At 56.5% G+C, this 13826-nt stretch carries 12 protein-coding genes and 1 tRNA gene; 9 read left to right on the top strand and 4 right to left on the bottom strand.

What is annotated here, in order from left to right:
• Nucleotides 1-8: 8 nt before the first annotated feature.
• From B2952_RS09160 to B2952_RS09150, 3 genes are all read right to left on the bottom strand, one after another.
• Nucleotides 9-2003, bottom strand: a complete 1995-nt coding sequence (locus B2952_RS09160) for a M23 family metallopeptidase (RefSeq protein ID WP_290729024.1) — start codon at nucleotides 2001-2003, stop codon at nucleotides 9-11.
• 91 nt (nucleotides 2004-2094) lie between these two features.
• Nucleotides 2095-2167, bottom strand: a tRNA-Ala gene (locus tag B2952_RS09155).
• 88 nt (nucleotides 2168-2255) lie between these two features.
• Complete coding sequence (locus B2952_RS09150; RefSeq protein ID WP_173382523.1) at nucleotides 2256-2801, bottom strand: peptidylprolyl isomerase; 546 nt, start codon at nucleotides 2799-2801, stop codon at nucleotides 2256-2258.
• Nucleotides 2802-2907: 106 nt separating this feature from the next.
• On the opposite strand from B2952_RS09150, the gene pyrR reads away from it, so the two are divergent.
• From pyrR to pilQ, 9 genes are all read left to right on the top strand, one after another.
• Nucleotides 2908-3468 (top strand): bifunctional pyr operon transcriptional regulator/uracil phosphoribosyltransferase PyrR, encoded by a 561-nt coding sequence (gene pyrR, locus B2952_RS09145; protein ID WP_290723254.1) that lies wholly within the window; start codon nucleotides 2908-2910, stop codon nucleotides 3466-3468.
• Nucleotide 3469: 1 nt separating this feature from the next.
• A complete protein-coding gene (locus B2952_RS09140; protein WP_173365116.1) occupies nucleotides 3470-4405 on the top strand; it encodes an aspartate carbamoyltransferase catalytic subunit in 936 nt (311 codons plus the stop codon).
• The gene (locus B2952_RS09135) at nucleotides 4398-5645 is read left to right on the top strand and encodes a dihydroorotase (RefSeq protein WP_290729023.1); all 1248 of its coding nucleotides are present in this window, start codon (nucleotides 4398-4400) and stop codon (nucleotides 5643-5645) included. The genes B2952_RS09140 and B2952_RS09135 overlap by 8 nt, the downstream gene beginning before the upstream one ends.
• A gap of 3 nt (nucleotides 5646-5648) precedes the next feature.
• Entirely contained in the window at nucleotides 5649-6641 is a 993-nt protein-coding gene (locus B2952_RS09130) for a PilZ domain-containing protein (RefSeq protein WP_290734834.1), read from the top strand.
• Between the two features lie 121 nt (nucleotides 6642-6762).
• Nucleotides 6763-7911, top strand: a complete 1149-nt coding sequence (gene pilM / locus B2952_RS09125) for a pilus assembly protein PilM (RefSeq protein WP_173365119.1) — start codon at nucleotides 6763-6765, stop codon at nucleotides 7909-7911.
• Nucleotides 7911-8522 carry a PilN domain-containing protein gene (locus B2952_RS09120; RefSeq protein WP_173382519.1) on the top strand — a complete coding sequence of 204 codons (612 nt, stop codon included), beginning with the start codon at nucleotides 7911-7913 and terminating at the stop codon, nucleotides 8520-8522. The genes pilM and B2952_RS09120 overlap by 1 nt, the downstream gene beginning before the upstream one ends.
• Nucleotide 8523: 1 nt before the next feature.
• Nucleotides 8524-9123, top strand: a complete 600-nt coding sequence (locus B2952_RS09115) for a type 4a pilus biogenesis protein PilO (RefSeq protein ID WP_173365121.1) — start codon at nucleotides 8524-8526, stop codon at nucleotides 9121-9123.
• Nucleotides 9120-11150 carry a hypothetical protein gene (locus B2952_RS09110; RefSeq protein ID WP_290729019.1) on the top strand — a complete coding sequence of 677 codons (2031 nt, stop codon included), beginning with the start codon at nucleotides 9120-9122 and terminating at the stop codon, nucleotides 11148-11150. The genes B2952_RS09115 and B2952_RS09110 overlap by 4 nt, the downstream gene beginning before the upstream one ends.
• Nucleotides 11147-12703 (top strand): type IV pilus secretin PilQ, encoded by a 1557-nt coding sequence (pilQ, locus tag B2952_RS09105; protein WP_290729017.1) that lies wholly within the window; start codon nucleotides 11147-11149, stop codon nucleotides 12701-12703. Before B2952_RS09110 ends, pilQ begins: the two co-directional genes overlap by 4 nt.
• 154 nt (nucleotides 12704-12857) lie before the next feature.
• On the opposite strand, the gene holA is transcribed toward pilQ, so the two are convergent.
• On the bottom strand, nucleotides 12858-13826 hold the full coding sequence (gene holA, locus B2952_RS09100; protein ID WP_290729015.1) for a DNA polymerase III subunit delta: 969 nt from the start codon (nucleotides 13824-13826) through the stop codon (nucleotides 12858-12860).

The raw sequence follows: 13826 nt of genomic DNA, 5'->3' as shown, positions 1-13826 counted from the left end.
CCTAGCCGCTACATGCCCGGAATGGTCACGGTGTAGGTGGCCTTGTGCTTGCCTTCGTCGACTATCTGGATGGTGATCTTTTCACCCTCGTCCGGGAGTCTCGCTCCTTCCAGGATAATTTCGCGCGGTTCGGAGTCGTATTCGGCGGCAATCCAGTTCTTGCCGGATTTTACGGTGATGGAGTTCCCGTCGGGGATTCCGTCGTATTTGAAGTTGACTGGAATCTTGAGGGCGGGCTGGTGCAGTCCCCCGATAATCATGTTGTCCCAGTAGGGGAACCCGAGCGTGGGGGGATCCTGGTTGTCGATTGTTGCGATGTCGCGGAGCTCGTTCATGCTGGCGCAACGCTTCTTGCCGGAGGTCTGCTTGCTGAAGATGAACCAGTTGCGGCTCGTCTCTCCAAGCCAGTAGAGCGGGGCCTGGGCCGTATGCGCATCGATGCAGACTTCCCACTTGCCGGTAAACTGCAGTCCCTTGGGGTGGAACTCGTAGAAGTTCAGGCTGTCGGTGATGTTTTTCGTGAAGGCGAGGACAGGAGTCCCGTCGTTCGTCTTTACGGCCATTCCGGTCACCTTCTGCGAGATTTCGAAATCTTCATCCTTGACGGTCCAGCTGGCGGAAGATGCGCCCTTGTTTAGCGTGGTCATGTAGATGGTGTTCTCGCTATTGCCGTTGGAGTAGGCGATCTTCGTGGCGGCAGGGAAGGTTGCCGCAATCTTTCCGAGGAACGTCAACTTGTGGGGGAACACCTTGCAGAGATTCTCGCTGAGCGTGTTGCCGTTCTTGTCGAGAGCCGCGAAGGTGAAACTCGAATCGCAGCGGCCGAGGTCGAGCGCCGGCCTCGAAAGGTAGGTGATGAGGGGTGTCTTCTGGAAGTTCTGTTTCTGGAATTCGGAGTTGTCTTTGCAGTGGGAGCGGATGGAGAACTTCTTCGTGGTCACGTTGCCGGCGTAGTCTTCCACCTCGATGCGGTATTCGGACTGCGGCGGGAAGGGGACGTTGACGTAGTGCCAGTCGCCGGCGGTGTCGGCTTCCTCCGCCCACAGGAGCTCGTCGCGGATGCGGAGCTGCTTGCTGAAGGGAATGGTATCCTGGATTTTGCTGTAGATTTTTTCGTCGTAGCGGAAAACTTCGATCCTGCGGATGGACATCGGATTTTCCTTGGGCTCGCGGCTGTAGTCCGCAATCTTGAAGGAGATGTGAACGGGAGCGTCGTTCTCGAAGGTGTTCTTGATGGGAGTCGCTATGCATCCTTTGTCGAGCGCCTCGGTCGACGTGAATGCCACGTCGTCCTTGTAGGTGACCGCTGCCGCGAAAATCTGCGGAGCGATGGTGTCGAGGCAGAGCGCGCCCTCCTTGCAGGGCGAGAGTCCCTTGTTGTCGGCGGTCCGGACTTCCAGGTGCAGGTGCGGGTTCCCGATGCCGGTGCTGCCCGCGAAGGAGAGCGTGTCGCCCTTCTTGAACGCGACCTTGGGCGAAATCACGATGTCGTTCTTCTTGGTACTGTACATCTTCTTGTATACGAGTTCGTCGAGCTGGGCGCTGAAGCTGCTCTGGTGCGCGAACACCCATGTCTTGCCGCTGTTGCCCTTGAAGTAGAGCGCTTTGCCGTAGCCGTAGGGGGATGTCTTGATTTCGCTTGCGATGCCGTCCTCGGGGGCGTAGATGACCCAGCCTTCTTCCATCTGCGTCGAATAGTCTATGCCCATGTGGTAGCGCGTCCCGCGGTTCTCGCCGAAGCTGGACGTGAGGTAGGCATCGCGCTTGAAGGGACTGTATTTCTCGTTGGGGTTGATTACCTTGAGTCTTGGGACTCCGTCATCCTTCTTGTCGCCTGTTCCCGGGATGGGCAGGTTGTGTTCGGCGAGGCAGTCCTCGTAGGCGAAGGCGTCCATCATCTTTTCGTCGCATTCTTCCGCGAATGTGGCCGTAAACCCTGCGCAAAGGCAGAGCGCGAAGGCCTTGCGTGCGGTACCGATAAGTTTGTATGAAATGTTCCTCATGTGCTGAAAGATACAAAAATCTTACGGCATGCCGGAGTTTGTCTGTGCGAAGGGCATAAAAAAAGACCCGCTTTTAAGCGAGTCTTTTTAGTGGAGCTAAGGAGAGTCGAACTCCTGACCTCCTGCATGCCATGCAGGCGCTCTACCAACTGAGCTATAACCCCGAAAGGTGAGCCAAATAGAGAAAAATATTTGGCCCTTGTCAAGGGGGCAGAAGACTTTTTTTTCAAAAAATCTCCGCCGCCGTGAAAATTATGCCTTCTCGATGGTCACGGACTCGATAATCACGTCATCGAAGGGGCGGTCGCTACGGTCGGTCTTGACGCCTGCGATTTCGTCCAGAACCTCGAATCCTTCGTAGAGCTGGCCGAACACGGAGTAGCCGTCAGCCGGGCCAGGGCCCACCTGGTCGTGGTCCAAGAAGTGTACGTTGTCGCCGTGGACGATGAAGAACTGGCTACCGATGCTGTTCGGCATGGCGGTCTTTGCCCAGCTGAGGGCGCCGCGCATGTGGGTGAGGCACGGGTCGTACTTGTCGCCGATAGTGGTGCCGGGGCCCTTGGCGGAGTGTCCGCCTGTGCCGTTCCTGCGGGTGAAGTCGCCGCCCTGGATCATGAAGTCCTTGATGATGCGGTGGAACGGGGCGCCGTCGTACTTGCCCTGCTTTGCAAGTTCGATGAAGTTCGTTGCGCATTCGCCGACGCGGTCTTCGAAGAGGCGGAGCTTCATTACCCCGTGGTTGGTGGTCATGATGGCGATGGTTTCGCCCGGCTGCGGTTTATCCAGCTGATTGAACATGTAAACTCCAGTGGTTGATAGGTTGTTTCTCTTTGCATTGTATATATACAAAAATAAGGTGCAGTTTTCCTCTTTTTCTAAAAAAAATGCTAGATTAAAACACTGTATGAAAGACAACTGCAAACGTATCCAGGAATTGCTTTCCGCGCAGGCCATGGAATTCGCCCTCGACGAAATGGCCGCGAAAATCGCAAAAATGCACCCGTCTGCCGAAAACCTGATTGTTCTCGGCATGGCAAGCCGCGGAATCCCGCTGGCAAAGAAACTGAGCGACAGGCTCTCGCAAAAATTCGGCAAGCCCATTGAGATGGGCTGCCTTGACGCGACATTCTACCGCGACGACTTCCACTACCGCAAGCCCAGCGCTTCCACCGAGATGCGCTTTACCGAAATGCCCGCGACCGTCGAAGGCAAGACGGTTATCCTTGTGGACGACGTGCTCTACACAGGCCGCTCCGTCCGTGCCGCCATGCAGGCGATTTTGGACCTCGGCCGTCCCGCCGCCATCCGTCTTTGTGTGCTGGTGGACCGCGGTCACCGCGAACTCCCGATTGCACCGGATTGTGTGGGTCTTACGGTCGAGACGGCGCAGAACCAGGAGGTGCGCGTGATGATTGAACCCATTGACAGTGAAAATTCCGTTTATCTCGTAGAAGTGGAGGCATAGCGTGAGCGCGCTTGAGATTAAACACCTTTTTGGACTGCGCGGGGTATCGAAACACGATATCCGCATGATTCTCGATAACGCGAAGCAGTTCCGCGAAATTCTGGAACGCCCGGTAAAGAAGGTTCCGAGCCTGCGCGGCATGACGGTTGTGAACCTGTTCTTCGAGAACAGCACCCGCACCCGCACGAGTTTTGAACTTGCAGAAAAACGACTCTCTGCAGATACGGTGAACTTCACGAGTTCGAACTCCAGCGTGAAGAAGGGTGAAACGCTTGTCGATACGCTCCGTAACATCGAGGCCATGAAGATCGACATCGTTGTCGTCCGCCACAAGGGGACGGGCGTCCCGAAGTTCCTCGCTGACAACAGCAATGCGATTATCGTGAACGCGGGCGACGGTGCGCACGAGCATCCCACACAGGCTTTGCTCGACATGCTCACCATCGAAGAAAAACTCGGAACTCTCGAAGGCAAGAACGTGACGATTGTGGGCGATATCCGCCACAGCCGCGTGGCCCGCAGCAACCTCTGGGGCATGACGACGATGGGTGCGCACGTGACGCTCTGCGGACCGTCCACCCTGGTCCCGCGCAATACCGAACTCATGGACAAGGTGACCTGGGAGAGCGACGTGAAGAAGGCAGTGAAGGATGCGGATGCCATCATCGCGCTCCGCCTGCAAAAAGAACGCATGGACGATGCGCTTCTCCCGAGCATGCGCGAATACCGCAACACCTTCGGTATCACGCACGAACTCCTGGAATGCGCGAAGGACAAGGTGCTCATCATGCACCCGGGCCCGATCAACCGTGGCGTGGAACTCGACAGCGAAATTGCCGACGGGGAAAATTCAGTTATCCTCAATCAGGTGACCAACGGAGTGGCTGTGCGAATGGCTGTTCTCTTCCTTTTGGCTGGAGGTCGTGCAAATGCGTAATGTGGTTTTGAACAACGTTCGCCCGTTCGTGGACGGGAAGTTCGGCGAGCCGACGAAGATGTGCCTTGTGGATGGCGCGTGGGCAGATTCCGCTCCCGCAGAGACCGACGAATTCGATGCGAAGGGCGCTCTTGCAATTCCTGCGCTCTTCGGCCTCGGCCTCGACTTCAAGGAACCGCTCCGCGACGATATCTACACGTTCAGGGACGGAGTCTCTGCTATGCGCCGTGGCGGCTTCTTCGGCGGGCTGTACGAAAGTTCTGCAAACCCGATTGACGATTCTCAGAAACTCACCGCGATGCAGCAGCTGAGTGCGAAGTCCGGCATGGAGTTCGCCTTCTTGGGAGCCTTCAGCATGGGCTACCAGTGCAAGGACCTGGCCGAAATGGTGGAACTTGCCCAGGGCGGCGCCGTCGGTTTCGGGGACGGCAACAAGGACTGCTCCCGCTCTCGCTTTTTGCGCCTCGCGATGGAATATGGTTCCATGACGGGCAAGCGATTCTTCTTTATGCCGCTCGACGATTCGCTCCGCCATCACGGGCTTGTGCACGAGGGCTGCTACGCCGACACGCTCGGCATGAAGGGAATTCCCCGTATCGCCGAGACGATTGCCGCCTTCAGGATTCTAGAAATGGCCCGCTTCCTCAAGGTGCCGGTGCATTTCAAACAAGTTAGCTGTGGCGATACGCTCAAACTTATCGAGACGGCGCGCGCGCAGGGCGTGGACGTGACCTGCGACGTGGATGTCTACCATCTGCTCCTGGACGACTCCTGCCTGTTCGACCTCGACTCGCACTGCAACGTGCCGATGCCGTTCCGTTCTGCCGAAGACCGCGAAGCCTTGTGGCAAGGGCTCGAATCGGGAATCGTGAATGCAATCAGCATGAATCACGACCCGGTGTTGCGTCAGGACAAGGAAGTGAATTTCGAAGATGCGGTGCCGGGAGCGGTTTCGCTGGAGATAGCGCTCGGCGCTATCTGGAAACCGCTCTGCACGCGGCTGTCCGCCGCGCGCGCGGTGGAACTGCTTTCCACCGCTCCGGCACAGTTGGCCGGCGCCTGCCCTTCCGCTATCGCGAAGGGCGGACGGGCGAACCTGGTCCTCCTGGACCCGGACCGCCCGACGAAGGTCGTCCCGACCTTGTTCGCCGGCCAGACGCGCAACACGCCGCTTCTGGGCAAGGAAATTCCGTCTTCCATAGTCGCCTCCTACATCGGCGGGGTGTGGACCGAGGTGTAGCCTATGATTCTGCCGTCTCATCTCCTATTGATAGTAGTGCTCCTGATTTTGGGGCTATTGCTCCTCGTGTTGGTGGAAATACAGCGTTCCAACGACCGTCGCGAGAACGAGGAGATGTTCGGCACGAAGGATTTCGACCTCAAGGTGGCGGAATACAACCTGAGCCCGAAGGAAATTCGCACGCTCGAAAAACTGGTCCGAGCCTCCAAGTTCGAGAACAAGGATGCGGTGCTCAACTCCTCGCATCTGTTCGAGGCTGCGGTTTCGGATTTCTACGAGTTCCGTAACGTGGACAATGTTCGCGACGAGACGCTCGAAGCCGTGGCGCGGCTGCGCGACAAGCTCAAGTTCGATGCGGCAAACCCGTTCTCGGTCATTGCCAGCACGCGCCAGTTCAACGTGGGGAACCGCGTGGACCTGCTCCTGGATGGTGGCGGGGCCAAACTCAAACATTCCGAAATTGTATGGCGTGCGGAGAAGGAATGGGGGGTCTCGTACGACGGAAGTTTCGGCCCGGCGTCCTCCTTTGTGGGGCGCGAGGTGAAGGTCCGCTGGACCCGTCCTGAGGATGCCGTCTATTCTACGACCATCAGGGTTGCGAGGTGCGAACCGGGAATCCTGGTGCTCCGGCATTCCTGCCAGCTTGAAAAACAGCAGCTGCGTCGCTGGCGCCGTGAAATCGTGAATTTCGATGTCGAGGCGGAACTGCCGGACGGGAAAAAGTGCACCGGCCTGCTCTACGACCTTTCGGCGGGCGGTATCCTTATCGGGCTGCCGGTCGAGTGTGCAAGCGGACAGCATATACGGATTCATTTTGAGCTCCCGAGCTTCGGCCCGGAAGATGTGGAAATTGAGATTTTGCGCAGTTTGGGGCAAAAAAACGCTGAACATCCTGAGCTCTATTCCATGACAGCATCCTTCTCCGGAGCCTTCGGTTGGACCCAGGAAAGGGTGCTTCAGTACATATTTGAGCTCCATAAGTCGAAAAAGGGCTGAAAAACACCCCGAAAAATGCGCTAACTATATAATTTTCAATGACTTAGACGTTTTTTTGCTTGACATTTCGATTTTATAAAGGTAGAATTAGGATAGTACTGTTTCCGATCGGAGTTTTACTTTGGCTTTAGGATTAATTGCTCGAATTCGCGGTGAACGCGAGACAATCGGCATCGATGTTGGCCACTACAGCATCAAGTACGTGAAGGTTTACCATAACAGTCGCGGAGGCCGAGTTGTCGTCGAAATCGATACGGAGCCCGTTCCTGAGGGCGCCATTGTCAACGGAGAAATCCAGCGCCGTGAAGGCGACGAGGCCCCGACGGGCCCTGACGGCAAGAAGGAGAAGGATGGCTACGAACTTCTGAGCGAAGCCCTCTCCAAGCTGATGCTTCGCCATCCGCGCGACCCGAATACGGACCTTGTTGCCTGCGTGAACTGCGGTGCTGGCGCCGGTGGCGTGCTGGTGGACCGCCTGAGCGTCAAGGTCCCGAAAAACGGAAACGAGGCCGCCATTATTCTTCAGACTGCGCAGTCCCGTCCGCCCTTCGACGACCAGGACAACGTCATCGACTACGAGGTCGAGTCCAGGGAAGGCGACGAGGTGAAGGCGAACGTAGTCGCCGCGAAGAACGCACTTCTCGATTCCTGGGCACAGTTCTTTACCATCAAGGGACTCAAGCTTACCGCGATGGATGTAGATATTTTCGGTCTCCTGAATGCGTTCGTGGTGACCGCGTCCGAGGACGACCTGAAGCAGACGACCGCCGTTATCAATATTGGCGAGAAGAAGATGAGCATCGGGTTCATCCAGGGGGGCAAGTTCCACTCCATGCGTGCCATGACCGGCGGTTCCATCGATATGATTATCGCAAAGCTCGGCGTCACGCTGGGCATCGATGCCGCGAAGTGCCATCAGTTGTTCGAAACGGGCGATCTGGGCATCGTGGACGGGTATTCCGAAGCCGAAGTGGAAGAAGCCCTGAAGCTTTCTTTCGAAGACATCATGGCGCAGGTCGAGTTCGGTATCCGCTACTTCTCCTCGTCCGAAGACTCCGAACCTTTGAACAAGATTCTCTTGGGTGGAGGCGGAGCTTCCATCCCCGGGCTCAGGGCTTTTATTGCCGAGCATTCCGGTGTCGAAACCGATACGGTCAACCCCTTCCGCTATGTGGAATGTGACGCGAGCGTCGTCGGGGAGTCGGGCGTGTCGCTTGCGCTTTCTAACATCCTGGCGCCCGCTCTGGGCCTTGCAATGAGGAAATTCTAATGGCTGCTAAAAAGACAAAGAATGTAGCGAAGAAATCCCTTTGCATATCTATTAACCTTTTGCCCGGTGAATACCGCAAGGCGCAGAAGGATTTCTCGTGGATCACGGACCGCCGTGTGGTATGGCCTACGGTGGCAATGATTGTCGCAATCGTTGCGGCGATGATGCTCTACTCTTTCACGACCGAAACGATATCGGGTCTGCAAAGCGATGTCGAACGCATCAAGTCGGAGGTGGAACGCGAACGTCCGCTGCTCACCAAGATTGGCGAACTCGAACAGAAGCAGGCGATTGTCAATACCAAGATCAACGCGCTCAAGAGCATCCAGGTGAGCAAGAAGCGCTGGGTGGTGCTGTTCGAGAATGTATCCTCGGTGTTGCCTCCCAACATGTGGCTCACGAGCTTGAACCAGGTTTCCGAGGACAACCTCGAAATGAAGGGGACGACGTTCGACTTCTCCGAGGTGGCCGAGTATATGGTCAAGCTCGAAAAACAGGTGAGTATCGACAAGGTTACTTTACTTACAATCGCCACGACGAAGGTCGATGGCGAGGAAGCCTACAGCTTCACCATCAAGGTTGTCCTGAAACAGGATCTGGGGGAGGGCTAGTATGGGAAATATAGATTTCAAGGATAAGAAGAACATATACGCGATAGTCGTAGTCCTTTTGCTTTTGGCTGCGGGCTATTGCCTGTATTCTTATGTGTGGGATCCGTTCGTGCAGGACCGTGATCGACTCGAACGCGAACGCGATGCCGCACAGTCGGAACTCGACAAAATTAATGCAAAGAAGCACCGCATTGCCGAACTCGAACTGCAACTGGTGCAGGCCGAGAAGGACTTCGAAAAACTGAAGGAGATGTTCCCCGAAGAGGAAAAGGTCCCGCTGCGTTTGCAGGACCTCTACGCCGTGCTCCGCAGCTCCGGCGTGCAAATTCAGAGGTTCAACCCCGAAGGTTCTTCGCCGAAGGAACACTACGTGGAAAACCGCTACTCCATCGCGGTCAATTCCGGTTACCACATGCTTGGCTACCTGTTCGCCGAAATCGCAAACTTCAACTATCCGACTGCGATTACGAACCTCCGCTTGAACCGCTACTCGGGAATTGCTGCAGAACTCCAGAAGGCTGAAACGCACGGCTGGACGCCTATTACGGTGTCGGTCTCGTTCAACCTGACCACCTATACATCCAAGAAGGTTGCCCAATGATAAAGAACAAATTAATTGCTTTGTTCCTGTTCGTCGCGGTGGCCGCCAATGCAGCCCAGATCAAGGATGTGCGTTTTAACTGCGATTCCAAGAAATGCGCGATGACGTTCCAGTTTGCGTCGGATTCCGATTTGCCGACGTTCTTCCAGAAATATGACGCCAAGACCCACAGGCTCACGCTCGGATTCTCCGCGACGACTTTCGCCCTTGGCGAGGGTGTGTTCGATGTGGACGCCTCCAGCGATTGGGTGAAGGCTATCCGCGTTTTCAAGGAACCGTTCCACGGGACGGATTTCTTGAAGGTGGAAATGGCTGTCGGTTCGGCCATCAATACGGACAAGAATGCCATTGCTCTTGAAAAGTCTGACTTCAAGCTGACTTTCAACGGCAAGAACGGAAAGTCCTGGACGCTCTCCAAGTTGTTTGCCGACCGCAAGAAGGCTGCCGAGAAGCAGGCCGCGCTCGACAAGAAGGCAGCGGAAAAGGCCGCCCTCGAAGAAAAGAAGCGCCTCGCCGAAGAGAAGAAGGCTGCCGAGAAGCAGGCTGCGCTTGACAAGAAGGCAGCGGAAAAAGCCGCCCTCGAAGAAAAGAAGCGCCTCGCCGAAGAGAAGAAGGCTGCCGAGAAACAGGCTGCGCTCGACAAGAAGGCAGCGGAAAAGGCCGCCCTCGAAGAAAAGAAGCGTCTCGCCGAAGAGAAGAAGGCCGCTGCGAAGCAGGCTGCGCTCGATAAGAAGGCCGCTGAAAAGCGTGCCCTCGAAGAAAAGAAGGCTGCAGAAAAGGCTGCTCTCGAAGAACGCAAGCGCGAAGCTGCCGAAAGGAAGGAAGCCGAGAAGCGCGCCCTCGAAGAGAAGAAGGCTGCGGAAAAGGCTGCGAAGGAAGAAGAAAAGCGTCTCGCCGAGGAACAGAAGAACCTTGACAAGGCCATCAGGGAAGGTGGCAAGATTTCGGCGCTGCTTCCGAACCTTAAGGAAATGACGGTGCTTGTCGGCTCGGGCATGGAACAGTTCCGCCTGGTGGCGACGACTCCGATTGAAATCCAGAACGTTTCTGGCCCGGACAAGGCGGCCGTCATCACGATTGGCCTTGCGGGTCCGCAGAAGTCCCCGATATTCAAGATTGGCGCAGGCACTCTCGTAAAGCATGTCACCTGGGGCGCAAACGGTCTCAAGGTCCAGCTCAAGGCCGGTGTTGCTCCGGTAATCGTGGTGCAGGAAGGCGCCCTGATTTTGCAGGTCCGCGAAACGACCATCAAGAAGGACGGGTTCCTTTTCTGGAGCGCCCATCCGGATGGAATTTTCGTTCGCGACTGGATGAAGTCTTCCGAAGAGAAGCCGTCGTTTGAGTCTTTCGTGAACAAGCACGACAAGGAAAGCAAGAAGCTAGTCTCTGGCTCGCAGACATTCCACCTGCGTCCGGTCGTCCGCGAACTCATCGTCGTCGCCGACGAAATCGAACTCTTTGCCGCGCCCAACGACAATTCCCAGGTGCTGAAGCGCCTTACCTTCGGCGAACGCCTGGTGAGCCTCGACGTTTCGGGTCTCTACTGCAAGGTGCAGCACGGTAGCCACATCGGTTTCGTGAACAAGCGCGCCGTGAGCTACATGGACGAACTTTCCGCCGTGCAGATTGAACGCCTGAAACAGGTCGACAAGGAAAGGGGCGAAATTGTTTCCGAGGGTGGCGAGGTTGCCGGAAGCCAGCTTGATGGCCTCTATGATGACCGCGTTACTTACAGTTCTTTCGGCCGTCGCGACCCGTTCGTCGAAATCAAGGGCCTCGTCGAAGAAGGCATCAACATCGACCAGGTCGAACTTGTCGGTATCATCTGGGAATCCGATGTCCCGATGGCGCTCCTCGTGGAATCCAAGAATCCTTCCATCTCCTACACGCTCAAGGAAGGCGACAAGATTCTCAACGGAAAAGTTCTTAAAATCACACAAACAGACGTGCTCTTCCTTATTCAAGAATTTGGCGTGAGCCGTCGCTACTCTATGGGTCTTCCCGATAAATTTGGGGGTCAAAAGTGAAAAAGCTGATTAAAATACTCATGGTCCTGTCCCTGGTTTTGGGACTCTCCTCGGTCTGTGCTGCCCCCGCGTCGGGTTCCGTGGAACCCAACAAGAAGCTGTACGACTTCTCGTTCGTGGATACGGACTTCAGTGCCGTGTTCCGCTCGGTGTCCGTGGTTGCGGGTGTCGATATCTTGCTTGCTCCCGATGTGAAGGGCAAGATGAGCCTCAAGGTCACGAAGAAGACTTGGCAGGAAACACTTGACATTATCTGCGAAATCAACGACCTGACCTGGGTTATCCAGGACAAGTACATCGTGGTGCAGCGCTTGAGCACTTACCAGGCGAAGCAGAAGAAGATTGCCGACGAAGAAAAGCAGCAGGAAGATACGGCTCCGCTCGTCCGCAAGAACTTCCAGATTCACCACGCGAAGGCCGATGAACTCGTGAAGGTGCTTGAAAGCATGAAGAGTGGCCGTGGCCGCATTACGGTCGTGGAACGCACGAACTCCATCATCGTCTACGATACCGATTCGAAAATCGAGCAGATGGAAAATGCCCTTACCGAACTCGATGTGGAAACGCTCCAGATCATGATTACCGCGAAACTCGTGGTGGTGAACAGCCAGCGCGCCCGCGAACTCGGTGTGGACTGGACGGCGACCATGGGCAATGGAACCGTGCTTACGCCGGGAACTGCGAGTGCTGCGAACGGAACCGCCGCGAATGCTACCCGTGCCGGAGCCGTGGTTCAGTCTTTCCCGAACAACGGTGTCTCGCCTGCTGTGAGCGGCGCTTCCACCGCTATTACCACGAGCCTCCTCGACAACCATCTCCAGCTTGCGATTTCGAACTTGATGGGCGACGCTTCGACCGAAGTGCTGGCGTCTCCGCAGGTCTCCACCCTCGACAATACCGAAGCCCAGGTGTTCATGGGTGACAAGGTCTCTATCCGCGTGATTGACGACAGCGGTGAATCTTCGACGCAGCTCGTGGAAACGGGTATCAAGCTGACGGTGACCCCGCACGTTTCGGGCGACAACCGCATCTTGCTCGACCTGCATCCCGAGAACAACTCCTACGATTACGACTCCAAGGGCGAAATCGTGATCAGCACTCAGGAAGCGAAGACGAAGGTCGTGGTGGCCGACGGCGAAACCGTGATTATCGGTGGCCTGACCCGCAACGAAACCCAGGAATCCGAAAGCGGCATCCCGTTCCTCAAGGATATCCCGTTCTTCGGCAACCTCTTCAAGTATTCTCGCAAGTCCGTCACCAAGAAGGACCTCGTGATTTTCGTGACGCCGCGTATCATCCGCAACTACATCGGCAACGTGGATATCTCTGAACCCGCTGCCGAAGTGAAGGACCAGCAGGAAGCCCCGCAGGCGAAGAAGGTTGAACAGCCCGCGCAGGAAGCGGCTCCCGCGGCTCAGCCGGCCGCTGAACCCGCTCCGGCTCCTGCCGCAGAACCGGCCCCGGCTGCCGAAGAGCCTGCTCCGGCCGAGGAACCTGCTGCCGCTGCTCCGGCTGTTCCTGCTACCGAAGAAGTCCAGGACGACTGGAACTAGGCTGTCCCGCAAGAACTTAAGAAGCCCGCTTCCAGCGGGCTTTTCTGTTTATTCAACGCTTATGCTTGCGTAAGCGTGAGGCAAGTTTGCTTGCCGAAGTTTTTTCTCGTTGTTTGGGAGGGCTTTAGAGAGGGCTTCGCGCTCCCAGGTTTCATTACCGGATAACGAGGGCCGCGAGCGCGAGTTCCTGCGCAATGCGGGTGCTGCAGAGTCCGCTTTTGAATTCGTAATCGAGATCGGCGAGTCGGCGGATGACGCGGCAGAGGAGCGGCTTGCTCCAGCGTCGCGCACATTCGGGGGCGCGGCCTTTCACGTTGAAGATGTAGTCGTTCTTGCCGAGTTCGGCGGCTGCATCCTTCGGCGTCATCCCCTTGTCTAGGAGGGAGGAGAAGTTCAGCAGGTCGACGGAGTAACGGTAGAGCGAACCCGCGATCTGGATGGCGTTCACTCCGTTGTTCAAGAGCTCGTTGAGCATGCGGGCGTATTGTTTTGCGTCGCGCAGCCCGAACGAATCGTTGATTTCGTACGATACCATCTCGCGTTGCGGCACGATCATGGTGCGGACGAGGTCGAGCGTAATCTTCTTGCAGTCCGGAGCGAAAAGCAGCACCTTCTCGACTTCTTCGCAGACGAGCTTGGTGTCGGTGCCGAGAGCCTCGGCGAGGTAGCGGCTTGCGTCGCGGTCAATCGCCTTGTTGAAGTGCGAGGGGATGGCGGCGTCGATCCATTCGGCCATCTTGTACTGCTTGGGTTCCTCGAATTTCTCGATTTCGCCTGCGCCCTTGAGCGCCTTGAACAGTTCGCCGCGGGCATCGAGCTTCTCGAATTCGAAGAGGAGCTTGCACTGGGGATTGTGGCTCAGCCACTTGGCTAGGGCCTTGCTGTCGTCTGCCTTGAGCGCTTCGCCCTTGCGGACGACGACAACCTGTTCGGGGGCGAACATGGAGACGGAATCGCAGGCAGTGATGACGGCATCGGCGATGGAAGGGATGTTGGTATCCGTGGCAAAGAGGATTTGCCTGGACATCGGGTCGTCCTTGCGGTCGCCGAGGGCTTCCTCGAGGAATTTCCCGATTCGAGCTTCCTTGCTGAATTCGTCCTTGCCGATGAGCGTGACAATCAT

This window comes from Fibrobacter sp. UBA7003 (assembly GCA_002449765.1).
In the GTDB taxonomy this organism is placed as follows: Bacteria; Fibrobacterota; Fibrobacteria; order Fibrobacterales; family Fibrobacteraceae; genus Fibrobacter.
This window is presented reverse-complemented; position numbering and strand designations above follow the sequence as displayed.